The 24355-nt window shown below is 71.6% G+C and carries 16 protein-coding genes and 3 tRNA genes; 10 read left to right on the plus strand and 9 right to left on the minus strand.

All coding sequences use genetic code 11. From position 1 onward, the window contains the following. Positions 1 to 3: 3 nt before the first annotated feature. Together ACVTJA_RS02795 and ACVTJA_RS02800 are read right to left on the minus strand one after the other, a co-directional pair. Complete coding sequence (locus ACVTJA_RS02795) at positions 4 to 1215, minus strand: RCC1 domain-containing protein (RefSeq protein WP_465833565.1); 1212 nt, start codon at positions 1213 to 1215, stop codon at positions 4 to 6. A gap of 171 nt (positions 1216 to 1386) precedes the next feature. Continuing rightward, a complete protein-coding gene (locus tag ACVTJA_RS02800) occupies positions 1387 to 2859 on the minus strand; it encodes a DUF4397 domain-containing protein (RefSeq protein WP_465833567.1) in 1473 nt (490 codons plus the stop codon). A gap of 155 nt (positions 2860 to 3014) precedes the next feature. Here ACVTJA_RS02800 and ACVTJA_RS02805 point away from each other — a divergent pair, with 155 nt between their 5' ends. Then, on the plus strand, positions 3015 to 5024 hold the full coding sequence (locus tag ACVTJA_RS02805; RefSeq protein ID WP_465833568.1) for a S9 family peptidase: 2010 nt from the start codon (positions 3015 to 3017) through the stop codon (positions 5022 to 5024). Positions 5025 to 5255: 231 nt separating this feature from the next. Continuing rightward, a complete protein-coding gene (locus tag ACVTJA_RS02810; protein WP_465833569.1) occupies positions 5256 to 5801 on the plus strand; it encodes a hypothetical protein in 546 nt (181 codons plus the stop codon). Between the two features lie 101 nt (positions 5802 to 5902). Here ACVTJA_RS02810 and ACVTJA_RS02815 read toward each other — a convergent pair whose 3' ends face one another. Then, on the minus strand, positions 5903 to 8515 hold the full coding sequence (locus tag ACVTJA_RS02815; RefSeq protein WP_465833571.1) for a sensor histidine kinase: 2613 nt from the start codon (positions 8513 to 8515) through the stop codon (positions 5903 to 5905). Between the two features lie 334 nt (positions 8516 to 8849). Between ACVTJA_RS02815 and ACVTJA_RS02820 the strand changes: the two genes are divergently transcribed. The 6 genes from ACVTJA_RS02820 (at position 8850) to ACVTJA_RS02845 (ending at position 13991) form a co-directional block, all read left to right on the plus strand. Further along, positions 8850 to 10772: a potassium transporter Kup gene (locus ACVTJA_RS02820; protein ID WP_465833573.1), complete on the plus strand. Its 1923-nt coding sequence runs from the start codon at positions 8850 to 8852 to the stop codon at positions 10770 to 10772. 64 nt (positions 10773 to 10836) lie between these two features. After that, positions 10837 to 10909 (plus strand) — tRNA-Ser (locus tag ACVTJA_RS02825). Positions 10910 to 10962: 53 nt separating this feature from the next. After that, positions 10963 to 11035, plus strand: a tRNA-Asp gene (locus tag ACVTJA_RS02830). Positions 11036 to 11093: 58 nt separating this feature from the next. Continuing rightward, positions 11094 to 11166, plus strand: a tRNA-Gly gene (locus ACVTJA_RS02835). Between the two features lie 31 nt (positions 11167 to 11197). Then, positions 11198 to 12586: an SDR family NAD(P)-dependent oxidoreductase gene (locus tag ACVTJA_RS02840; RefSeq protein ID WP_465833575.1), complete on the plus strand. Its 1389-nt coding sequence runs from the start codon at positions 11198 to 11200 to the stop codon at positions 12584 to 12586. 379 nt (positions 12587 to 12965) lie between these two features. Then, a complete protein-coding gene (locus ACVTJA_RS02845; protein WP_465833577.1) occupies positions 12966 to 13991 on the plus strand; it encodes a hypothetical protein in 1026 nt (341 codons plus the stop codon). Between the two features lie 13 nt (positions 13992 to 14004). Here ACVTJA_RS02845 and ACVTJA_RS02850 read toward each other — a convergent pair whose 3' ends face one another. Both ACVTJA_RS02850 and ACVTJA_RS02855 read right to left on the minus strand, forming a co-directional pair. Continuing rightward, entirely contained in the window at positions 14005 to 14586 is a 582-nt protein-coding gene (locus ACVTJA_RS02850; protein ID WP_465833578.1) for a TIGR02265 family protein, read from the minus strand. 77 nt (positions 14587 to 14663) lie between these two features. Continuing rightward, positions 14664 to 15401 carry a metallophosphoesterase gene (locus tag ACVTJA_RS02855; protein ID WP_465833579.1) on the minus strand — a complete coding sequence of 246 codons (738 nt, stop codon included), beginning with the start codon at positions 15399 to 15401 and terminating at the stop codon, positions 14664 to 14666. Between the two features lie 441 nt (positions 15402 to 15842). Between ACVTJA_RS02855 and ACVTJA_RS02860 the strand changes: the two genes are divergently transcribed. Together ACVTJA_RS02860 and ACVTJA_RS02865 are read left to right on the plus strand one after the other, a co-directional pair. Then, positions 15843 to 17468: a golvesin C-terminal-like domain-containing protein gene (locus tag ACVTJA_RS02860; protein ID WP_465833581.1), complete on the plus strand. Its 1626-nt coding sequence runs from the start codon at positions 15843 to 15845 to the stop codon at positions 17466 to 17468. A gap of 7 nt (positions 17469 to 17475) precedes the next feature. Next, a complete protein-coding gene (locus tag ACVTJA_RS02865) occupies positions 17476 to 18576 on the plus strand; it encodes a TolB family protein (protein ID WP_465840758.1) in 1101 nt (366 codons plus the stop codon). 63 nt (positions 18577 to 18639) lie between these two features. On the opposite strand, the gene ACVTJA_RS02870 is transcribed toward ACVTJA_RS02865, so the two are convergent. The 4 genes from ACVTJA_RS02870 to ACVTJA_RS02885 all read right to left on the minus strand — a co-directional run bounded on the left by ACVTJA_RS02870 (position 18640) and on the right by ACVTJA_RS02885 (position 24280). Further along, the gene (locus ACVTJA_RS02870; RefSeq protein ID WP_465833583.1) at positions 18640 to 21036 is read right to left on the minus strand and encodes a sensor histidine kinase; all 2397 of its coding nucleotides are present in this window, start codon (positions 21034 to 21036) and stop codon (positions 18640 to 18642) included. A gap of 198 nt (positions 21037 to 21234) precedes the next feature. After that, positions 21235 to 21684 carry a hypothetical protein gene (locus tag ACVTJA_RS02875; RefSeq protein ID WP_465833585.1) on the minus strand — a complete coding sequence of 150 codons (450 nt, stop codon included), beginning with the start codon at positions 21682 to 21684 and terminating at the stop codon, positions 21235 to 21237. 163 nt (positions 21685 to 21847) lie between these two features. Further along, positions 21848 to 22708, minus strand: coding sequence for a carboxypeptidase-like regulatory domain-containing protein (locus ACVTJA_RS02880; RefSeq protein WP_465833587.1), 861 nt, complete (start codon positions 22706 to 22708; stop codon positions 21848 to 21850). 219 nt (positions 22709 to 22927) lie between these two features. Further along, positions 22928 to 24280 (minus strand): hypothetical protein, encoded by a 1353-nt coding sequence (locus tag ACVTJA_RS02885; protein WP_465833589.1) that lies wholly within the window; start codon positions 24278 to 24280, stop codon positions 22928 to 22930. Between the last annotated feature and the right edge of the window lie 75 nt (positions 24281 to 24355).

Consider the following 24355-nt stretch of genomic DNA (forward strand, 5'->3'; position numbering starts at 1 on the left):
CCGCTAGGGTGCATCGAGGCCCTCCACCGTGACTGGCGACAGGGTGTCCGTCTGCGAGCCGTCACCCAGTTGTCCCCACGCATTGCCGCCCCAGCAGCGCACGCGTCCGTCGCGCAGGGCCGCGCAGGCGCTCGTCATGCCCGCGGCGACGTCGAGGGTCTCTCCGTCCAGGCCCATCACGCGCACCGGCGCCGCGCGGTGCAGCCGCGTTCCATCACCGAGCTGCCCCGCCTGGTTCTGTCCCCAGCAGCGCACGTCACCGTCCGGGCCCACCGCGCAGGTGAAGGCCCAGCCCGCGCGCACCTGGCGGATGCCCGGCGGCAGCCCCACGGGCCGCACGGGCCGCGCGCTGTCGAGCGCGGTGTCGTCTCCCAGCGCGCCCGTCGCGTTGGCGCCCCAGCACGCGACGTCTCCATCCCCCACGCGTGCGCACGTGTGGCCACCGCCCGAGGTGAGCGCGCGCGCCGGCCCTGGAAGTCCCTCCACGCGCACCGGGCCCGAGGAGCGGTCCACGCCGGACTGCCCATCCCCGAGCTCGCCCGAGGTGTTGCTGCCCCAGCACCACGCCTCGCCAGCCGCGGTGGCGGCACACGTATGGGTGGCGCCCGCGGTGAGCGCGGTGAGGTTGGCGGGTAGGCCCTCCACGGGCACGGCGCGGGGGCTCTGCGTGGAGCTGCCACCGCCGAGCTGGAGCCGCTCATTCGCGCCCCAGCACGTCACCCGTCCGCCCGCGTGCAGCGCGCAGGAGTGGGCCTGCCCGGTGGCCACCGCCACCACGTTGGCGCCGAGGCCGGGGACCTCCACCGGCTCCAGCGCGGGCAGCGTGTCCCCCGTGCCGAGCTGGCCGCGCGAGTTGTCACCCCAGCAGCGCACCGTGCCGCCCTCCAGCACGGCGCAGGTGTGCATCTCCCCGGCGCTCACCGCGAGGACGCCCGAGCCCAGTCCGCGTACGTCGACGGCGGTGGGACGCAGGGCGCGCGTGCCATCACCGACGAGGCCGGTGCCGCCCCAGCAGCGCACGGCGCCCGTCTCCAGCAGCGCGCACGCATGCTGGCTGCCCACCGTCACCCTTTGCGCCAGACCGCGCTGTGCGAAGGGCTGGCAGGCGTCGGGCGACACCTCGGGTGCGCACTCCAGGTCCGCGGCGCCGCGGATGGGCTCCAGGCACGCGCCGCACAGCAGCGCGAGGAACAGGCACGCGATGAGGCGCTCCATGCGGGACGGCTCCAGGGAAGGCGAACGGCGGCAGCCGCGGTGCGGCGCACGGCGGTGAGGTGACTCCAGCAACCGGGGTACGGCTCACGGCGTGAAGTGTTACGAGGTTTGAAAACGGCGGGCGCCACGGAGGAGGACGAACCGTGGCGCCCGCCGGGGTACGTCTGTCGGCTACGGCGCCAGGGGATGCAGCGTGAAGGCGGCCCAGGGCGAGACGCTGGTGTCCACGGCGACGAGCCGGAAGGACGCCTCGTTTCCGCCCGCCGTGGGCGACAACGCGCCCGCGGCCACCGCGAAGATGCCCCTGCGGATGAAGGGCGAGGTGTCGAGCGCGAAGCGGGCCACCGGCGCGCGGTTGCTCGCGGCCGCGGCGGCCACGCCCACGGTGATTTGCACCGAGGGGAGCTCCAGGCCCTCGGCGGCGGAGGCCTGCCGGTACGGCACGTCGTTGAAGGCCGCGGCCGGGGGCACCTGGTTGTTCTCCAGCGGTGCCACGTCCACCACGGGCGCGTCCGGCGACGCATGCACCACGCGCAGCCTCATGCTGTCCGCGTCCGGGGTGAAGCCCTCCGCGAAGGCGAGCAGCTCGAAGGTGGAGTCGGCCGGGTCATCGTGCGCGGGTGTCAGGAAGCCCGAGGCCACGACGAGGTATCGCTGTCCGGACTGGAGCGCGGAGGTCGAGTCGCTGGCCGCCGGATTGCCGGAGGGCCGCGTGGCGCCGGCCGCGTGCGCGAAGACATCCAGCGTGTACGTGCCCGGCGGCACCTGGATGGGCGGGGACAGCTCGCCGAACTCGAGGTCATCCACGAGCTGCGCGGTGCCCGCGAAGACATCCACCGGCGGAGCGTCCGGCGACGCGTGCAGAGCGTACACGACGGGGTTCTGCCGGATGAGGCCCACGCCGGGCGCGAGCAGGCCGAAGCCGTTGGCCGCGCCCGGCTTGGCGGAGAGCTGGCCGGTGGCGATGACGAACACCTCGCCGCGCGAGGGCAGGGCGGGAATGGTGAAGGCCGTCACCTTCGCGTTGCCCGCGCGCACGCCCACCTGGAAGGACTGGCCCGCGGGCAGGTCCACGCCGGCGGCGCCCGTGTCCTGGAAGCGCTGCAGGGCCGTCACCTCGGACGAGCCGTCATCCCCCACGTCCAGCGCCACCGTGGGAGCATCCGCGCCCGCGTGGACGATGCGCACGCGCGCTCGGCCGTCCGCCGCGGCGCCGAAGCCCTCCGCCAGTGGCAGCACGCGGAAGGACTCCCCATTGTGCGTGGACGCGAGCAGGCCGGCGGCCAGCGCGCTCACCGTGGCGCCCGAGCCCAGCGTCAGCGGACCGGTGGAGTACACCGGGTCCGAGCTGGCCGGAGCGCCCGCGGGGCGAATCTGCACGTTGTACGTGCCCGGGGGCACGGTGGCGTAGGAGGTGGTCTCGCCGTACTTCACGTTGGTGAAGAGCGGGGTCGTCTGGCCCGCGGCGTAGATGTCCACGGCGGGCGCGTCCGGGGAGCCGTGGATGACGCGCAGCCGCGCGGTCTCGGGCTGCTCGTCTCCGGGCGTGTCGTCGTCATCATCGCCGCAGCCCGCTCCCAGCGTGGACATCGAAGCGGCCAGCGCCGCCACCAGGAACCTGTTCCTCCAGAAGCTCTTCGGCATGTGTCTCTCCCGTGGTCGAAGGCCGTCACCCCGTCAGGGAGGGCGGCACGTCGTTGGCGGCCCTTACGAAAAGAGCCCTCGAACCTGGTTGATGGGGCCGCCGCGAACGGGCGCCGTGTGCCCGGCTCCAGGCGCGCTGCTAGCGTGCGCGCACCATGAACCTTGGAGCCCTTCCCCTCATCGTGTCGCTGCTCACGGCGCAGGTCGCCCCCGCGTCCAAGGCGCCATCACAGGTGCCTGGCATCGCCCAGCTGCCGGGGCAGCCGAATGTCTGGGTGAGCAATGTGCCGCCGGTGCCGCCGGAATTGCGCCAGCGATTGGACCAGTACCTGGAGGCACGCGCGGCCGCGTTGATGGACGTGACGGACGACGGCAAGCAGGTGCTCATCTCCACGCGCTTCGCGGACACCAACCAGCTCCACGTGGTGGAGATGCCCATGGGCGCGCGAACGCAGCTCACCTTCTCGGACGAGCCCATCAACACCGCGCGCTTCCAGCCCGGCAATCCGCAAGCCATCTACTACCTGCAGGACAAGGGCGGCGGTGAGTTCTTCCAGCTCTTCAAGCTGGACCGGCGCACGGGGCGCTCGGAGCTGCTCACCGATGGCAAGAGCCGCCACGAAGGACTGCGCGTGTCGCGCGACGGCCGCTGGCTCACGTACGGCGGCACGGCTCGCAACCGCAAGGACACGGACGTGTACGTGGCTCCCACCAGTGACGCGCGCCAGGCCCGCCGTGTCACCGAGGCGGAAGGCACGTGGCTGCCGGTGGAGTTCTCTCCGGACGGCTCGAAGCTGCTCGTCGTGCGGCGGCGCGCGGTGGATGACGCGGACCTGTACGTGGTGGACCTGAAGACGGGCGAGCGGCGCCAGCTCACGCCGAAGGAGGGCAAGGGCAGCGTCGGCGCCGCTGTCTTCACGCAGGACGGGCAGGCCGTGTACCTGGTGACGGACCGCTACTCCGACTTCAACGAGCTGTACCGCCTGGAGCTCGCGAAGGCGCCCTTCACCGAGCCGCCCGCGTCGCTGACGAAGTCGGTGCGGTGGAACGTGGTGGGCGCGACGCTGTCCTCGGATGGGCGCCAGCTCGCGGTGGGTATCAACGAAGACGGCTACACCCGTATGTACCTGCTGGACACGCGCACGCAGAAGCTGTCGCCGCTGGACGTGCCGAAGGGCGTGGTGGCTGCGCTGCGCTTCCCGTTGCAGCGCTCGGACCTGCTGGCCTTCGCCATGGGCGATGCGCGCTCGCCGCTGGACGTATGGACGGTGGACCTCAAGACGCGCAAGCCCACGCGGTGGACGCGCTCGGAGGTGGGCGGCATCGACACGTCCATCTTCACGGAGCCGGAGCTGGTGCGCTACCCGTCCACCGATGGCGTGACGGTGCCGGCCTTCCTCTACAAGCCGAAGAACGCCACCGGGAAGGTGCCCGTCGTCGTCGTGTTCCACGGCGGCCCCGAGTCGCAGAGCCTCCCCATCTTCAGCAACTTCAACCAGTACCTCGTGACGGAGCTGGGCATCGCGGTGCTGGTGCCCAACGTGCGCGGCTCGGATGGGTACGGCAAGACGTACCGGGCCATGGACGACGGCGTGAAGCGCGAGCAGAGCCTCGCGGACATCGGCGCGACGCTGGACTTCATCGCGTCGCGGAAGGATTTGGATTCGGCGCGGGTGGGCGTCTATGGCGGCTCGTACGGCGGCTACCTGACGCTGGCGTCGGTGGCCTTCTACCCGGAGCGCATCAAGGCGGCGGTGGACGTGGTGGGCATCTCCTCGCTGGGCAGCTTCCTCCAGAATACGCAGGCGTATCGCCAGGACCTGCGGCGCGCGGAGTACGGCGACGAAAGAGACGCGGAGGTGCGCAAGGTGCAGGAGCGCATCTCTCCGCTGACGGCGGTGGAGAAGATTCGCGCCGCGCTCTACGTGCAGCAGGGGGCCAATGACCCGCGCGTGCCTCAGTCGGAGGCGGAGCAGATTGTCCAGGCGGTGCGCAAGCGCGGCGCGGACGTCTGGTACCTGCTGGCCACCGACGAGGGCCACGGCTTCCAGAAGAAGCCCAACCGCGACTACGCGCAGATGACCGCGCTGATGTTCCTGGAGAAGCACCTGGGGACGCCGAGCGCTTCGAGTCCGCGGGGCGGTGAGGCCTCGGGCTCGAAGTAGTCGGGGTATGGCACATCGGACACCGGCCTCCGTCCTCGGTACGGGACGGGCGGGCAGGCAGGCGGGCAGGCAGGCGGGCAGGCCGGCTCCGAGGGGTGGGCGGGGCCGTGCGCAGGTTCTTCGGTGTGTGATTCCCGGGGGTTGGCGTCGGGTGGTGGACGGGCCGGTATGTGAGGTGCGGACGGACGTTATGACTCCTGGAGCCATGCTCTGGGAGAGGGAGGATTCCGTATGAAGCGCTTTCTGATGCCGCTGCGCCGGGGTGTGCTGGTGGTGGGGATGCTGCTGGGAGCGGGGGCCGCGGTGTCGGCGCCCCGAGAGGACGCCATCAACCTGCGAATTGCCCGCGAGCAGTACAACCTCGTGATGACGGCGGGAGAAGTCACGGGACAGGACTTCCAGATTACGCGCGCGCCCGGCGAGCTGCGGGGCCGCACGTACCTGGGTGTCGTCACCCTCGCGCTGAAGCCGGGCGAGGTGACGGGCTCTCTGGGCAATGCCCAGGTGAACCTCAAGGTGTCGAAGGAGGGGGACGCGCTGGTCGCCAAGGGCGGCTTCGGCGGGCGTCCGGTGGACCTGAAGCTGAGCCCCAGCGAGCTGAAGGTCTACGTCCGTGACTGCACCTACCGGCTGAAGGCGCAGGACGAGGGCCGGAAGTACATGGGCAAGCGGAGCTGCGACGTGGCCTCCACGCCTCCGTCCGAGGTCTGGCTGCCGGACGAGTTCCTGGCCGCCTCCGCCGAGGAGAAGGCAGCCATCCTGCTCCTGGCGCTGTGAGTCGCGGGGCCCCGAGGGGAGGGGGCGTGCGGGAGAAGGCCGCCCTCGCTCCCGAGGCCGTGAGCTGGATGCCGCCGGGGGTGGGACGGTGAAGCCGCCCCTCACCCCTCGGCGCGAGTCCGGGGCAGCTCCACGGTGAAGGTGGAGCCCACGCCCAGGTTGCTTTTGACGGCGATGTGGCCGCCCATGGCCTCCACCATCTGCCGCGCAATCCAGAGCCCCAGCCCGAAGCCGCCGTAGTTGCGCTCGGACACGGCGCGCTCGAAGCGGTGGAAGAGGCGTGACAGGTGCTCGGCGGCGATGCCGATGCCCGCGTCGCGCACGTCCACGCGCACGTGCGTGTCGGTGGCCGTCAGCTCCACGTGCACGGGCTGGCCCCGGCCGTACTTCACCGCGTTGGACAGCAGGTTGGTGAGCACCTGGTCCAACCGCAGCCGGTCCCACTGTCCGAGGGCATCCGGCGCGAGGACGAGCTCCAGGGGTGTGCCGGTGCGGGCCAGCTCCGGCTCGAAGCGCTCGGCCACTTCGCGCACCAGCGCGCCGAGGTCCAACGACTCCAGGCTGAGCTCCAGCCGTCCCGCGCTGATGCGGGACACGTCGAGCAGCTCGTTCACGAGCTGCGTCTGGCGCTTGAGCTGGCGTTCCACCACTTCGAGGGCCCGTTGCAGGCGAGGGGCGGGGATGCCCGAGGGCGAGCGCGTCAGCGCGGCTTGAAGCGTCTGTACCTGGAGCTGGAGCGCGCTGATGGGCGTCTTCAATTCGTGGCTGGCGATGGAGAGGAACTCCTCGCGCAGGTGGATGGCCTGCCGTGCCTCGCGGTAGAGGCGCGCGTTGTCGAGCGCGAGCGCCGCGCGTCGGGCCAGCTCCTGCGCCAGCTCCAAATCCCGCGCGTCGTAGGTCCGGCGGGAGGTGACGAACGTCAGCGCGCCGAAGGCCTGTCCCCGGACCTGCAAGGGCACACACAGCCACGAGCACGCGTCCGGCGTGTCCGACTCCTGCCCCGTGTGCAGCGCGGGCTCGCCCGAGGCGATGACCTGTGACACGACGTCGAGGCCGGGGGCGGGGATGCCTCGCGTCGCACCCTCGTCCGAGGCCGTGGCCACGCAGCGGACTTCTCCCGCCTCCTCCGCGAGGAAGACGCCGCACGCCTCCGCGTACTTGGGCACCGCGAGGTGCGCCACGTGCTTCAGCGTCTCCTCCTGTTCCAGGCTCGCGGCGAGCACGCCACCCGCGCCCGCGAGGAAGCGCTGGGCGTCCTCGCTGCGCTGGCGCTCGGTGACGTCCACGACGATGCCCAGGCACTGCGCGGGGCCGCCCGGCGGGCACACCCGCGCCGTCCACTGCGCCACCTGGATGGGCGTGCCGTCCCTGCGCTGCCGCACCGTCTCCGCGCCGGACAGCACCCGTCCCTGTGCCACGCCCTCCAAGTCGCGGTGGAACTCCTCCTGCCGCGCTTCGGGCACTCCCGGCAGCACCTGGCCGAGCACCTCGTCCGCCGTCCACCCGAACATGCGCTCCGCGGCCGGATTCCACAGCCGCACCGTGCCGTCCATGTCCAGCAGCATGATGGCCGCGGGGGACGCCTGGATGATGGCGGCCAGCGTCTGGTGCGCCTCGCGCAGGGCCGCCCGAGCGCGCTGCTCCTGCTCCAGCAGCCGGGCCCGCGCGAGCGCCTGGGCCGCATGGTGCGCGAGCAGCTCCAGGAAGGCGCGCTCGTCATCGTCGAAGACGCGCGGCTCGGAGAAGGTGAACAGCAGCGTCCCCAGCGCGCGCCCGTCCACCGACAGCGGCAGGCACACCGATGAAGGCGCTGCATTCCCCTGGGCCATCCGGCACCGCGCCGCCAGCTCCGGGAAGCGGGTCCGCAGCGCGTCCGGCGTCTCCAGCCACACCGGGCGCGCCTCGCGGATGGACTCGGTGATGGGCGTGCACTGCTCCAGCGGCACCACGCCGAACACGCCGGGCAGCATGCGCGCGTCCTCACCCGTGCAGCGCAGCAGCCGCGCCTGGCCGTCTCCGGGCTCCACCAGCCAGAAGCCCCCTCCGCGCGCGCCCACCGCCTCCACGCCCTGGTCCACCACCACCTCGGCCACGCGCGGCGCGGTGAGCACCTGGGACAGCTCCGCCGTCACCCGCTGCAGCCGCGCCAGCCGGCCCGCGGCCACCTCCGCCGACTGCCGGGCCCGCCGCTCCGCCGCATAGGCGCGCGCCACGTCCAGCGCCAGCGCGGCCCGGTCCGCCAGCTCCTGGAGGAGGAGCTGCTCTCCCGCCTCGAAGGGCGCCGCCGCCGGCTCCCGCCACACCGTCAGCGTCCCCAGCCCCCGTCCCCGAGCGCGCAGCGGCAGCACCAGCGAGCGCGTGAAGAAGGGAATGCGCTCCAGGAGCCCGTGGTGCTGCGGCGGCACCAGGCGGCGCAGCTCCTCCACCTCCAGGCGCGGCACCCACAGCGCCTGGCCCGAGCGCAGCACCTCGGCGGACGGGCCCTCGTCCGCGCGCAGCACGGGCGCGACGAGGCTCTGGAAGAGGAGCCGCGTCTCCGGAGTCGCCGACGCGGACGCCACCGTGCGCAGCCACCGTCCATCTTCGGACATCAGCCGCAGCGCGCACGCCGCGCCGAGCAGGGGCACCACCAGCTCGCACAGCCGCTCCATGACGGCCGGGGGCTCCAGGCTGACGTCGGCGAGGACGCGCGAGGCCTCGGCCAGCAACGCCAACCGCTCTTCCACTTCCGGTGCTTGGGCCCCGTACTGCCAGGGTTCACCCCATCTGGATGCTGCCGACCTGTTCATCGCGCCCCCGTTTGGGAATGGGACCATGGACCTCACGCATGGGGGCAGGACCTTGGTGTGCCGGGCCCGGCTCGCGTCTCGGGTGGAGAACACCTCGCGGCTCGGACCGTTGGCCTCGTACGCGCAACCCCGCTCCGCGGTCTTGTGGCTCGCGGTGCGCGCTCACTCGGGCACACACCGTCGCACCCGGCCGTTGGAAAGCGGGGGGCGCCGTGTCACGTCCGTTGCTCATGGCCCGGGTTCGGCTAAAGCGGGGGGCGTGAAAGCCACCACGACGGGAGTCCCGGGAGCAGATGCGGTCCGGGAGTCTCCAGACACCTTCAAGCGAACAGCGCTCCTGGCCCTGGGGGCCCTGGGCATCGTCTACGGCGACATCGGGACGAGCCCGCTGTACGCACTGCGCGAGTGCTTCCACGGGCCCCACAGCATCAGCCCCACGCCGGACAACGTGCTGGGCGTGCTGTCGCTCATCTTCTGGTCGCTCATCATCGTCGTCTCGGTGAAGTACCTCATCTTCGTGATGCGGGCGGACAACCGGGGCGAGGGCGGAATCCTCGCGCTGATGGCGCTGGCCATGCAGCGCCCCCGCGGGCAGGCCTACACGCCGCGGCCGGTGCTGATGACGCTGGGCATCTTCGGCGCGTCGCTGCTGTACGGCGACGGCATCATCACTCCGGCCATCACCGTGCTCAGCGCGGTGGAGGGCCTGAGCGTGGCCACGCCCGTCTTCGAGCCCTACGTCATCCCGATTACGCTCGTCATCATCCTGGCGCTCTTCCTGGTGCAGCGTCACGGGACGGCGGGCATCGGCGCGGTGTTCGGGCCCTTCATGACGCTGTGGTTCCTGACGCTGGCGGTGCTGGGCGTGAAGGAGCTGGTGCACAACCCCGCGGTGCTGTGGGCGCTGTCCCCGGTGCCGGGCGCGGAGTTCTTCATCCGCAACGGTGGGCACGGCTTCCTGGTGCTGGGCTCGGTGTTCCTGGTGGTGACGGGTGGCGAGGCGCTCTACGCGGACATGGGCCACTTCGGGCGCAAGCCCATCGACCGGGCGTGGTTCGTCCTGGTGCTGCCGGCGCTGATGCTCAACTACCTGGGGCAGGGCGCGCTGCTGCTGCGCGACGCGAGCGCGGCGCGCAACCCGTTCTACCTGCTGGCGCCGGGCTGGGCGCTCTACCCGCTGGTGGTGCTGGCCACCGGGGCGGGCATCATCGCCTCGCAGGCGCTCATCTCCGGCGCGTTCTCGATTACCCGCCAGGCCATGCAGCTCGGCTACAGCCCGCGCATGGAGGTGGTGCACACGTCGGCGGAGGAGATGGGGCAGATATACCTGCCCGGCCTCAACTGGGTGCTGATGCTGGGCGTGGTGGCGCTGGTGCTGGGCTTCCGCTCGTCCAGCGCGCTGGCGGCGGCGTACGGCATCGCGGTGACGACGACGATGGCGATTACCACCATCCTCGCCTACATCGTGGCGCGCGAGCGGTGGGGCGTGAGCCGGGCGGTGGCCCTGCCGATTGCCGGCGTGTTCTTCCTGGTGGACATGTCCTTCTTCGGCGCCAACGCGGTGAAGATTGCCGACGGCGGCTGGCTCCCGCTGCTGATGGCGGTGGTCATCTTCACGCTGATGACGACGTGGAAGCGCGGGCGCGAAATCCTGGCGGGCAAGCTGCGCGCGGCGAGCATTCCGCTGAAGGAGCTGCTGGACAGCTTCGGGGACCACCCGCCGGTGCGGGTGCCGGGCACGGCCATCTTCATGACGGGCAACGCGGAGGGCACGCCGCCGGCGCTGCTGCACAACTTGAAGCACAACAAGGTGCTGCACGAGCAGGTGGTGCTGCTGACGATTGTCCCGGAAGAGGTGCCGCACGTGCCGGGCGGGGAGCGCGTGGAGGTGGAGCCGCTGGAGCAGGGCTTCGTGCGCGTGGTGGCGCGCTACGGCTTCATGGAGAACCCGAGCATTCCGGACGTGCTGAAGCGCTGCCGGGAGAAGGGGCTCCAGTTCCAGCTCATGGGCACGAGCTTCTTCCTGGGCCGGGAGACGCTGATTCCGACGAAGAAGCCGGGCATGGCGGTGTGGCGCGAGGCGCTGTTCTCATGGATGAGCCGCAACGCGCGCAGCGCCACGGCGTACTTCCGGATTCCTCCCAACCGCGTGGTGGAGCTGGGCAGCCAGGTGGAGCTGTGAGCGTGCGTCGAGTCCCGGCTTGCGCGGCCGGGGCACGCGCGAGAGGCTTCCGCCCGCTCGGGTGGGAGCCGTAGCGCAGCGGTTGTCGCGCCGGTCTGCTAAACCGGAGGACGCCGGTTCGAATCCGGCCGGTTTCCACCCGAGCGCTTGCGCCGCACGGCCGCGCGCGTCACGCTGACCCGGCTCGGGTGGGGCCGTAGCGCAGCGGTTGTCGCGCCGCCCTGTCAAGGCGGAGGACGCCGGTTCGAATCCGGTCGGTCCCATCCGGGCACTGCCTGTTGCGGCCCCCGTTGGAGCACGTCACGCTGGCCTCGCTCGGGCGGGGCCGTAGCGCAGCGGTTGTCGCGCCGCATTGCCAATGCGGAGGACGCTGGTTCGAATCCGGCCGACTTCCGCCCGGGCACCCGTCACGGCGCGGAGGGCGGATGAGGAAGGACGACGCGGTGGAGTCCTCGGACGCGGTGGAGCCCTCGGCGGAGGACGTGGCCCGGTGCCTGGACGTGCTGCGTGCGGTGGCCCGGCTCCCGGATGACCACCCGGTGCGACAGACGGTGGAGCGCGCCGCCACGCAGGTGCAGCGGGGCATGAAGAAGCGCCTGCGCCGGCAGCGCCACCGCGCCGTCAGCGAAGCGGACCGCACCACCGTGCAGGCGCTCCTGGACGCCCGGCGCGAGGAGAACGGCGTCCGCGACTTCTCCACGCCCCGCGAGTCCGAAGCACCCGCCCACGTCTCCCGCGCGCGGCGCTGCTACGTGTGCAAGCAGGGTTTCACCCAGCTCCACCCCGTCTACCTGTCCCTCTGTCCCGCGTGCGCGGAGCTCAGCGAGTCACGGCGGGGGCAGCACGTCTCCCTCGAAGGGCGCCGCGCCCTGGTGACGGGCGGCCGCGTGAAGGTGGGCTTCCACGTGGCGCTGCGGCTGTTGCGCGACGGCGCGCACGTGCACGTCACCTCGCGCTTTCCCCACGACGCCGCGCTGCGTTTCTCGCGCGAGCCCGACTTCGCGCAGTGGCGCGAGCGGCTCGTGCTCCATGAGCTGGATTTGCGCTTCCCGCAGCGCGTGCTCGCCTTCACCGAGCACCTGTGCGCGACGCAGCCGCACCTGGACATCCTCGTCAACAACGCGGCCCAGACGGTGCGCCTCTCTCCGGACCAGAGTGCCGCGCTGCTCGCCCACGAGCACGCGCTGTCCCGTGCGCTGGAGGCCCCGACACTGGCGCTCGTCCACGCATTGCCCGGCCTCGCGGCTCCGGAAGCACTGCCTGGAGCGGGCGCGCTGCTGCCCATCACCAGCCCCACGCCCCAGGCCCTGGACCTCCCGCCCGCCCGCGAGGAGGACAACGCCTGGGTGAAGCGGCTGGACGAGGTGCCACCGGTGGAGGTCCTCGAGGCGCAGCTGGTCAACGCCATCGCCCCGTTCCTGCTCAACGGCCGGCTGAAGCCGCTGCTGCTGCGCTCGCCCTTCCCGGACCGCTACATCGTCAACGTCTCGGCGGTGGAGGGCCAGTTCGAGCGCCGCGGCAAGACGGTCTTCCACCCGCACACCAACATGGCCAAGGCGGCGCTCAACATGATGACGCGCACCTGTGCCGAGGATTACGCCCGGGACGGCATCTACATGAACAGCGTGGACCCCGGCTGGGTCTCCAACGAGAACCCCGACTCCCGGCGCCGCCGCATGGAAGAAGAGGGCTTCTCCCCGCCCCTGGACGGCACCGACGCCGCCGCCCGCGTCTGCGAGCCCATCCTTCGTGGCCTCCAGGGGCAGCCCGTCCACGGCCGCTTCCTCAAGGACTTCCAGGACGCACCCTGGTAGCCGCAAGGCCCGTGCGCCACCGCTCTGCTTCCTGTGTCCTTGAGAGTGCGGACTTCGTGTGCCTCCAACCCGGAGTCACCTAAATCCCTGAATTCATTGGCGGACATTTGCCGGCCAACGGGTGGGCTTCACCCCAGTCCGAGCTTGACTCCCTGCGTCGGGTACGGCTCTTGTGCGCAGTGGAGCGAAATCCACCCAGCCGAGCCATGCTCGAATTTATGTCATCGACATAAATTTACCGGGTGGAAGCAACTCTTCGGACGTTCGGCCGAGAATTTTTCCGGGTAACAGAAAAAGTTCTGTACCACCGGAAGCTCCCTCGGTTACAAGGCGAGCAGGTGTCCCCCGACACCCCGTGTCCGAATAGAGGTCAGTCTCCATGCTCGACGCCGCCCCCATCGCCTCCGCTCCTTCGCTCGCCACCGTCGGCACCTCCACCGGTAACTGGACGCCGGCGCATGAGCCGCTGGGCACGCTGTCGGGCCTGGCTCCGCACACGGTGCTGGCGCACGCGGACCTGTACCCGCGCATCTGCGTCCGCGACCCGTACTACGCGCTGAAGGACGTGACGGTGATGGGCGAGGGCGAAGTCGTGGCGCGCATTCCGGTGCAGCAGGACCCGGACGCGGAGGCCATGCCCATCAGCCTGGCGGAGTCGGGGCGTCACCTGGCCATCCTCGGCTCGTGCGCGTCCGCGCTGATGGCGCCGAAGGACGGCCAGCACTTCTACCTGGCCTGCGGCGCGCGCGGTCAGTGGCTGCGCCCGGAGGCCATGGCCCGCTCCACCGAGCTGCTCTGGGGCCTGGCCCGCGCGCAGTTCACCGGCAAGCGCACCGCCACCGCGCAGACGCTGCTGTCGCTCGAGGACGGCACGCCGCTGTTCCGCCTGGAGGTGGACTACAACGTCCTCTCCGCCGCCGCCTTCACCCGCCTGTTCGGCACCGCGCGCCAGGAGATGCGCCGCGAGCCGCGCCGTGACGACGGCATCCAGCGCACCCCCGAGGAGTGGGCGAAGCTGCGCACCAACCCGTACAGCAAGCCGCTGGACCTGCGCGACTGGCGCGCGGACGGCGAGTCCCTCAACGCCACGCTCGGCCCCGTGACGCCGGACATGTGCAAGGGCCACTTCGCGCTGCACCCGGTGATGCCGGTGGCCATTGTCGCCAGCGGCATGACTCGCGTGGCCACCACGCTGCTGCGCCGCCTGGAGGGTGCGCCCTGGGCGCGCTGCCTCGCGAAGGACGTGCGCCTGTCCGCGGACAGCCTCGCGTTCGCCGGCCAGACGGTGACGTTCGGCGCGCACCGCCGCTCGCACCAGGGCGGCGAGCACACCTTCACCTGCCAGGCCTCGGTGGGTGAGCGCGTCGTCGCCGAGCTCGATGTGACGTACACCCGCGTGGACTGAAAGCGCCTGAGCGCTACTCCCACTGGATGTCGTAGTCCACGCGGTCGACGCCGTGCGCCCGTGCGCGCGCGCTCCCCTTCAAGCCCAGCACCTTCAGCGCGCCGGTGAGGATGCCCTCGTGATACGCGGGTGGCAGCATGTCCCGGCGTACGCGCAGCGTGCCGGACCTGGGCCCCGTGGTGAGGTACTCCCGGCTGCCGTAGGACACGGCGGCGCTGTAGCCCATCTGCGCGCCCGCGAAGAGCTTCTGCGGGTCACCCCGGGAGATGATGCCGAAGATGAGCATGCCCGGGCCGGTGGAGTAGCGCGTCACGCCCGTCTCACCGCACGCGTGGTAGACGGCGTTCTCCGGCCCCAGCGTGTCCTCCAGGACGTCCGCCGCGCGGTAGAGCAGCGTGAGGAAGTCCTGCACGGGGTACGAGCGCACCTCCCAATAGTCCGTCGCCAGCGCGCCCTCGCGCACCGCCTTCACGGCGGGCGGGCCGCCGTGCTGGTCGACGAGGTTGAACACCGTCTTGAAGAACAGCCCCCGCACCGTGTCGCCCTGCCTCGCGGCGGCGATGCGAGCGGCGAGCTCCGCCTTGTTGGACGGCATGCACCCACTCCTGCTCCCCGCCCTCGGCCCCGGAGGGAAGCGGCGGGAATCTAGCCGGACTGCCGGAACCTCACACCTCACACCTCGTCGAGCAACACCGGCGCGAAGCGCGCCGCGTCGCATGACGCCAGCACGTAATTGACCCCGGCCCGCGCTCCCGTGAAGCCCGCGGAGATGCCCTCCGCGTGCAGGTGTCCATAGACGCACACCTTGGGGCCGAAGGCTTCAATCGGCTCGCTGAAGGCGGTGGCCTTCTGGTTCGCGTACACGGGTGGAAAGTGCACCGCCACCACGCGCACCAGCGGGGTAGGGCTGGCCGCCTCCTTCTTCTTCGCGTCCTCGAAAGACGCCGCGAGCCGCCGCGTCTCGCGCTCCACGTAGCCCAGGTCCGCCGGCTCGTCGCCCATCTCCCCGCCGGGCATGGGCGGAGCCTCGGGGGCCGTCCACAGCCGGCTGCCCGCAATCACCCACGGGCCCATGACGACGGCGCTGTTGTGGAGGAAGCCCTCCAGCGTCTTGTACGGCTCCAGCAGCTTGCGCAGCTTGGATGCCGAGTCTCCCCACCAGTAGTCGTGGTTGCCGCGCACCAGCACCTTGCGCCCCGGCCTCGCGTCCAGCCACGCCAGGTCCTCCAGCACCTCGTGCGGCCGCGTGCCCCAGGAGATGTCGCCGGCCACGATGACCACGTCCTCCGGGCGCACCTTCTCGTCCCACGCGCGCTGGAGCGGGAGCGGATGCTCCGTCCACCCGAAGCGGTGCATGTCCTTCTGCCGCGTGGAGGGCAGGTGCGTGTCGCCAATTCCGAAGAGCCGCATGCACCTCCTCATAGCGGAAGCCTCCGTCCATGTCGGCACCGTCAAGCCTCCCGGCCTGGGCTCCGGAGGGGCGGCCCGCGCCTCATTCTTCCGTTCCCACGCCAAAAGGAGAGAAATACGATAAATATGTAATATTTGTTTACGCTGAGCCTGTCTCGGAATGGGGCAGTGCGACACGGAAGGGGCACCCGGAGGCTCTGGTCCGGGGGACGCGAGCGCCATATGGCCGTGATTCCGGTGGGTTGCGAGGCGGATTGGCCCGGGCTGCGGCCGATTTCCTGACTCGCGAGTGGAGCATCCATGCTCCACCTGGAGTCGGAAATTGAGGTTTTCCCAGGGAGAGCGCGGTTGGCACGCATGCTGCTCAAGGCGCGCCCCTGCGCCGCTCCCGGAAAGTGGGGGCGGACCGTGGAGCTGCCGTTCCCCCTCACAGGAGTTCCCATGCACCTGTTGCGCAAGACGCTCGCGGCCACCGCCGCGGCGATGGCCCTGACCGCCTGCGGCCCCCAGCCGGAGACGCCCGCCCCGGAGGCGCCCCCCACCTCCGAGACGCCGTCCACGGCGGCCCAGGACGCCGCCCGCGCGGTGGCGGATGCCGCCCGCCGCACCCCCGCGCAGCTCGACGCGCTGTTCGCCAAGGCCGCCGGTGAGTTCAACGTCCCGGTGAACCTGCTCAAGGCCATCTCCTACGCGGAGACGCGCTGGGAGTTCATCCACGGCGAGCAGGAGTTCGACGGCATCCCCTCCGCGCACGGTCTGCTGGCCCTGCGCGGGCACAACATCGCCGACGGCGCCGCCCTGGCCGGCGTCACGGAGGAGGCGGTGCGCACCGACGCGCTCGCCAACCTGCGCGCGGGCGCCGCGCTGCTGTCGAAGTACGCCACCGAGGCGGGCATCGACCGCGCGGACCTGGGCGCGTGGGCCCCGGCCGTCATCCGCCTGACGGACATCACCAGCCCCGACGCGCAGGCGAACTACATCCACAACGAGGTGTACGCCGCCCTGCGCGAGGGCGCCGGTGCCTTCACCCCCGAGGGCAAGGTCGCCGTCTCGCTGGAGCCCACCGCGGTGGACGCGAAGTTCACCCTGCCGAGCATGCGCGCCCTGGCCTCCGGCCCGGACTACGCGGCCTCCATCTGGCGGCCGTCGCCCAACTACAACTCGCGTCCGTCGGGCACGGACATCTCGATTATCGTCATCCACACCTGTGAGGGCTCGTACTCGAGCTGCTGGAGCTGGCTCACCAACTCCGCCTCGCAGGTCAGCGCGCACTACGTGGTGAACGAGAGCGGCAGCGAGATTTCGCAGCTCGTCAGCGAGGCCAACCGCGCCTGGCACGTGGGCGCCACCTATGACTGCAGCCTCAACGGCAGCGTCATGTGCGGCCTCAACGGCACCTCGGTGAACCACTTCTCCGTGGGCATCGAGCACGGCGGCTACGCCAGCCAGACGTCGTTCCCCACCGGCCAGATTGACGCCTCCGCGAAGCTGTCCTGCGACATCTCCCAGGGCCGCGGCATCGTCCGCGACAGCTACCACATCGTCGCGCACGGCCGCCTGCAGCCGGCCTCGCGCACGGACCCGGGTCCGAACTGGCCGTGGTCCACGTACATCAGCAAGGTGAAGAGCTACTGCGGTGACGGCGGCTCCACGGGCACCATCGTCGTGGACAGCAACAACGCCAACAACAACGCCGCCAACGCGCGCTTCTCCACGGTGGGCACGTGGACGGACGGCTACAGCGCCGGCTACTACGGCAGCGGCTACTACTACGCCGCCACCGAGGCCGTCTCCGAGCCGGCCGTCTTCGAGTTCTACCTGCCGGCGGCCGCCACGAAGACCATCGACGCGTGGTGGGTGCAGGGCACCAACCGCTCTCCGGCCGCGCCCTTCATCATCACCACGTCCTCGGGCAACGTGACGGTGACGGTGAACCAGCAGGCCAACGGCAGCAAGTGGAACACGCTGGGCACGTACAGCTTCCCCGCGGGCTGGAACAAGGTGCAGCTCAGCCGCTGGGCGGCCACGGGCTACGTCGTCATGGCGGACGCCATCCAGGTCCGCTGACATGACGATGCGGGGCCTCGAACGGATGCAGCGTTCCTGGCCGTGGCGGGCGCGGTGGCTCACCGCGCTCGCCGTGCTCGGCGTCGGGTGCTCCGGCCAGTGTGGCGGGGCGTCGTCCGGCGCCGGGCCGCTGTCGAAGGAAGAAGCCCGCGCCATTCCGGGCGTGGTGGCCTTCCTGTCGGAGCGGGCGGGGCAGAAGGACGTGTGGCTGGTGACTCCGGATGGGAAGGAGACGCAGGTAACGAAGGGCGAGGAGGACGAGTACCCCGGCCCGCCGTCACCGGACGGGAAGTCCCTGCTGGTGGTGGCCGTGCGTGAGCAGGGCGGGCTCCAGTTCCAGCAGCTGCGCGTGGTGCCGCTGGATGGAGGCAGGGCGCTGCAGCTGCACGTGCCCCGGGCGCGCGCGCGCAACGCGAGCTGGTCTCCGGACGGCACGTGGCTGGTGGCGGAGTCCGACGCGAAGGGCTTCAGCGACGTGGTGAAGCTCCAGCCGCGCGAGGGCACGGAGGAGGTGCCGCTGACGCAGGTGCCGCAGGGCTGCTTCGAGCCGTCGGTGTCGCCGGACGGGACGGAGGTGGCCTACGTGTGCAGCCGCGAGGGCGACCCGGAAATCTACGTGTCGCGCGCGGACGGGACGCAGGAGCGGCGCATCACCGCCTTCCACAAGGAGGACCGCTCGCCGCAGTGGAGCCCGGATGGGAAGTGGCTCCTGTTCATCAGCGACCGGCAGGGCCAGGACAAGCTCTACCTCGTGCGCTCGGACGGGTCGAACCTGCGGCCCGTGTCCGGAGCGGCGGTGGAGGGCGAGGAGCGCGAGGCGGCGTGGAGCCCGGACGGGCAGAAGCTGGTGTTCGTGAGCCGCCTGCCGGAGGGCCGGAGCCGCATCTGGGGGGTGCCCGCGGCCGGTGGCACGCCGGTGGCGGTGACGGACGGAACGCACCGCGACGACATGCCGGCGTGGAGCCCGGACGGGAAGTACCTGGCCTTCGTGTCCGAGCGCGAGGGCGACACGGACGTGTACCTGATGCGTGCGGACGGCACCGGGCAGACGCGGCTCACCACCGCGAAGGGCGCGGACTGGCTGCCGCGCTGGGTGGTACGGCGCTGACGCCGCACGGGCATCGCGCCGGGGCCGGAAAATCGGCCTCCGCGACGTTGCCGGTGCGGCGGCTCACGCGTCTTTGCCCGGCCTCGGTGAGTCCGGGCGCGAGCCGGAGGCGGGCTCCTCGCGCGGGGGGGCCACCGGCAGGCTGAAGCAGAACGCCGCGCCCTTGCCGGGCTCGCTCTCCACCCAGATGTGGCCGCCGTGCGCCTCGACGATGAGCCGGCTGATGTAGAGCCCCAGGCCCAGGCCCTTCTCGTCGGACGTGCGACCCTGCTTCGTGCGGTAGTACTTGTCGAAGATGTGCGCGGCGTCATCGGGCGCGAGCCCCGGCCCCTGGTCGCTCACGGACACCACCACCCCCCCGTCCTTCTCGCGGGCCCGCACCACCACCGGCAGCGGCGGCGGGCTGTACTTCGCCGCGTTGCCGAGCAGGTTGGCCATCACCCGCTCCAGCCGCGCCGGGTCCACCCACACCGTCGGTACCGTGCCCGCCACCTCCAGCCGGAAACGCTCGCGCAGGTCCGGCGGTACGTCGCGCTCCAACACCTCCTCCAGGAAGCGGACCAGGTCCTTCGGCTCGCGGCGCAGCGGCGCCCGCCTCGACTCCAGCCGCGAGCCCTCCAGCAGGTCCTCAATCATGGAGCTCATCCAGCCCACGCTGTGGAGGATGGCCTCGGTGAGTCCCTCCTCGCGTGACAGGTGTCGCGCGTGCAGGCCGCGTTGAAGGAGGCTCGCGCGCAGGTTGATGACCTGGAGCGGGCCGCGCAGGTCATGCGAGATGAGGCCCACGTACTCCTCGCGCAGCCGGTCCAGCTCGTAGCGCGTCGTCAAATCCTGGAAGCTGACCACCACGCCGCGAGTGCCGCCCGAGGGCCCTGGAATGGGCGCCGCCGTGGACAGCACGGGGACGGTGTGCCCGTCCGGCTGCACGATGAGGAACTCCTCCGGGCCCACCACCCGGCCCGTCACCGCCGCGCGCGTGGAGGGCAGCTCCGCCAGCTCCACGGTCCGCCCGTCCGGGTGGCGCAGGTGGGGCAGGTACTCGCTCTGCTTCACCGCCGGCTTCGCCCGGCCGTACAGCGCTTCCGCCACGCGGTTGCTCACCAGCGTGCCGGTCAGCGGGTCGATGAACATGACGCCCACGGGGGCGTGCTCCAGCACCACCTGCAGGAGGCTGCGCTGCACCTCTGCCTCCTCGTGGGCACGCTGCACGCCGGCGAGGTATCGCTCGCGCTCGGTGACGTCGCGGAGCAGGGCGAGCAGGCTCGTTCCCTCCGGGTCCGAGAGGAGGCTCAGCCGGACCTCCAGCTTCACCTCGGTGCCGTCCTTGCGCAGCCCGTGCAGGGAGCGCTCGTCGGGCGCGGCGGCCAGACGCCGTCCGCCGAAGAGTCCCTCCGGCACCAGCACCTCCACCTCGCGCCCGAGCAACTCCTCGCGACGGTAGCCGAACACGCGCTCCGCCTCCGCGTTGACGAAGCGCAACAGCCCGCGCGCGTCCACCGTCAGCACCGGGGCCGGCGTCGTCTCCAGCAGCCCGCGGTAGCGCGCCTCGGAGGACTCCAGCGCGGCGGTGGTCTGCCGGCGCTTCGCCTCGAGCACGTCCAGCGCCCGCGCCGCCAGCAGCACCAGCCCGGTGCCGCCCGCGCACACCACGGTGGCGAAGAGGGGCAGCTTCGCGTCGTGGTGGATGGCCCCCGCGCCGTACAGCAGCACCAGCGCCACGCCCAGGAGCAGCGGCCCCAGCATCGCCACCGGGACGAGCCTGCGCGCGAGGAACCCGCCCAGCGTGTCGCGGGTGACGCGCGCCACCAGTCCCTGCTCCGGCCGCGCGCACAGCGTCCCCAGACACAACAGCAGCAGCGCGAGCGAGGTGAGCAGCCCCATGCCCCGCTGCGCGAGGAGGAGATTGGGGCCTTCTCCCAGCAGCGGACCGAGCAGCAGGCCGTTGAAGCCGAGCAGCGCCAGCAGCATCGCCAGCACCGTGAGCGTGTCCCGCGTCATCCACTTCCGGCGGTTGCCCAGCAGCGCGAGCGCGAGGCCCAGCAGCAGCAGGCACACCGAAGTGAGCGACGAGGAGCGCCCCACCTGCGCGACGTCTTCTCCGAGCACCCTCGCGAGCAGCGAGTCCATGCCCTTGCGCATCCTCGTGCTGTCCTGGACGAGGCTCGCCGCGCCGATGGCCGTCATCGCCAGCGCGCAGGTGATGGACAGTGCCGAGCGCACGCGGGAGGCGCGGCGCGGCAGCCGCAGGCCCAGTGAGACTCCGCCGAGCATCAGTGCCAGGCTGCTCGGGGGCGGCGTGGCGGGGTAGCCGGCCATCATCGACTTCAGGACCGTCACGTTCCGCATGTGGCCCACCAGCGTCAGGACGCCGATGGCGGGGACTCCCAGCGCCGCGCACCAGGCCAGCGCGCGGACCGTGGCTGCGGTACGACTCTGGGGCCTGGCGGTCCTGCTGCTCATCCCTGGCGACTCCCGCAACGCGGTGCTCTTCCAGCCCTGGGGTCGGGCAGTGGCCCGGGTCCAGGAAGGGCCCGCTGCCGGCATGGGCGCCCCCGAAAAAGGCATGTGTCGCGCGCGGGCGTGCGGCATCGGCCAGCGGGGCAGGGCGTCGGTGGCCCGGCTCGGTGGAGGGTGGCCGCGTCGGACGCGTGTGAGCCTTCAGGCCCGCGAGCGCCGGCGCAGGCCGTGTGCCGCCCGCGACAGCAGGCTCCGCGCGCCCATGCCGAGCAGCAGCCCACCCACCGACAGCAATATCGCCTCCCCGGTGCCCACGCCCGGATACAGGCCGAGGATGGGCAGGCCGAGTGGACCGAGGATGAGCCACAGCCCCGGCACCGCGAGCCCCAGCGCCAGCAGCGACATGCGCAGGGCCCGCCCGATGTCACGAAGCGCGCCGAAGCACATCCAGCCGGCGATGAAGCCGTTCAGGCCCGGCGCGAGGAACAGCGCGAGGAGGGTGCCCACCATGGCCCAGAGGGAGGCCATGGCGTTCTCCCGCTCGAAGCGGTCCGTCGGGAGCCACCGGCCGGGCCGGCGGTGGGAGGGACGCGTGCGCTCGTGCTTGCGCACCGGGAGGTGCGCGTAGCCCCGCATGACGTGTCGCTCCATGGCGCCGCACCTCCGTCGCGAAGGTGGGCGCGGCCCGTATCCGAGGCTTGCGAGCCTGCGGCGTCCGGTCGTGGAGCAGGGGAGCGGGCGTCGGTCCGGCTCCTCGATATCGCGAGGCGTGTCGCTGGCGCCGGGACGACATGGCCGTTCCCGGCACCCACCGTCACGGAGGCGGGTAGTTGCCCGGGTAGACGGTGAGGAACAGTCCCCAGCCGGGCGCGACGCCGACGTTGCGTGGCACATAGCCGTCCGCGCCGTCCACGCTCAGGCGGTACGTCTCCGCGTCCGCGCCGTTGTGGACGTAGAGGAACAGGCCATCCGCGTCGGTGCCGCCCTGGGTGACGGAGCTGAAGTCCGTCGAGGGGTAGTAGATGCGGTCGGCCCGGTCATCGCGGTCGAGCGTCACGCGCGCGCCCGCCACCGGCCGCCCGTCCATGTCCACCACGCGGCCGAGCACGAAGCCCGCGTCGCGCAGCGTGGCGGCCTTGTCGCCCGTGTGCCCGCGCAGGCGCGCCTCGCCCACGGCGGCGGAGAGCGCGTCGTGGAAGGCCTCCGGCAGCGCCCAGGCGCGCACGTCGACGAGGTCCACGCGTGGCCGCGCGCCGGTGAAGGCGGTGTCGTAGACGACGGAGGCCGTGTGCACGAAGCCCGGCGCGGCGATGCCCACCGCCACGCTCTGGTGCACCTCGCGCACCGGAACCTCGTCCACGCTGAACGCGCCGTTCGCGGACAGCGCGCCAGTGCCGAGGCTGGCATTCGCGTCACTGACGGACAGGCGCAGCGGCTCCTCGATGGAGATGGGCACGCCGTCCAGCGAGGGAATCGGCTGTCCCCGGGATTGGAGCAGGCGCGCGGCCTCGGGCAGCACGTCCGCACGGCCGCTGACGCGGATGCGGAGGTTGTCCAGGTCCACCGCCTCGGCATCCTCGGTGCGGACGCCAGGGTCCGGTGACGCACCGCTGGAGCCACAGCCCGACGCGAGCCCCAGCAGGACACAGATGGCAATCAGGATAGGGCGCTTCATCGGCCAGAAACTCTTCACGGCCTCCCACGGCGGCAATCCACCCCGTCCGCCGTCCGTCCCCTGTCCGACGCCGCGTCGAACATGCAACGCATGAAGCGAGACACCGGGCGGTCCTCCTGTCCGGCTCGGACAGGAGGACTCGCCCGGTGTCGGGAATCCATCAACCTGGAGGCGTCACCGCCGCGCCGCGTTCAACTCCGCCGCGCGGCGGCGGGTGATTCAGCGCCAGCCGCCGTTGCCGCCGCTGCTCTTGCCGGAGCGCCCGCGGCCACCCGGCGTCGAGCCGGAGGAGGAGCTGTTGCTGGAGCCCGAGTTGCTGTTGCCCCAACCGCTGTTGCCGCTGGAGCTCCGGCTGCTGCCACCGCTGTCCCAGCCGCTGCCGCTGCTGCTGCCCCGGCTGCCGGAGCTGCCGCGCCCCGACGGCGGGTTGGAGCTGCCGCTCCCGCTGGAGCTGCCACTGGAGCCGCTGGAGTTGCCCCAGCCCCGCCCGGAGTTGCCGCTGCCCGAGCTGCCACCAGAGCTGCCACCGGAGTTGCCGCCGTAGCCGCCACCGCTGTTGCCATTGCCGGAGCTGCCGCCACCGGAGTTGCCCCAGCCACCACCCGAGTTGCCGCCCGAGTTGCCATTGCCCGAGTTGCCATGGCCGGAGTTGCCGTTGCCGGAGTTGCCGCCGTAGCCACCGCCGCTGTTGCCGTTGCCGGAGCTGCCGCCACCGGAGTTGCCGTAGCCGCCGCCGTTGTTGCCATGGCCGGAGTTGCCACGGTCGTCGTCGTCACGGTCGTAGCCACCGCCGTTGCCCCGGCCACCGCCGCGGCCCGGGGGCGGGCCACCGTAGCCACCATTGCCGGAGTTGCCGTTGCCGCTGTTGCCCCAGCCGCCGCCGTTGTTGCCGTTGCCGGAGTTGCCGCCGTAGCCACCGCCGTTGCCGGAGTTGCCGTTGCCCCCGTTGTTGTAGCCGCCGCCGCTGTTGCCACCGTTGTTGTAGCCGCCACCGGAGTGGCTGCCGCCGTTGCCCCACGGGCCGTTGTTGCTGCCGCGCGGAGGCGCGTTGCCGTAGCCGGTGCCGGACGGCGGCGGGTTGCGGCCGTAGGAGGTGCCACCGCTGTTGTAGCTGGACGCACGCGACGGAGCGCGCGAGGCGCCCACGTAGCTGTACACCGGCGAGGCCCGGTGCGTCCGGTCCCACACGTAGCCGCGGTTGCGCTCGTAGCGGTAGCCGCCGCTGGAGCTCGGGTAGTAGTCGTGCGAGTGGCGCCCGTGCAGGCTGCAGTAACCGCTGCCGCCGAAAATCGGGTGGTAGTCCCAGTACCAGACCACCGACGGGCCCCGGTAGTAATACACGTTGTCCGTGTACGTGTAGTACGTCGACACCGGCCGGTAGTCGTGCACGTGCACGTGCACGTCCGAGCACCACCCGCCGCCGTACTCGTCGGGAACCGGATGGTCACCCGAGTAGCTGTAGTCCACCTCGACCGTCCGGTAGGTCCGGTACGGCCCGTCGTGGACGTGGGCAACACAGCCGGTCCCCATCATCAGGGCGAGCGGAACGGTGAGTGCGAGCAGGCGGCGCATGTGAGGAATCTCCTGGGCAAAGTGGAGCGGCAGGCCCTCCACTTTCGCGACCACACGGAAGGAGACGGGGCGAGG

Source organism: Pyxidicoccus sp. M6 (genome assembly GCF_055568925.1).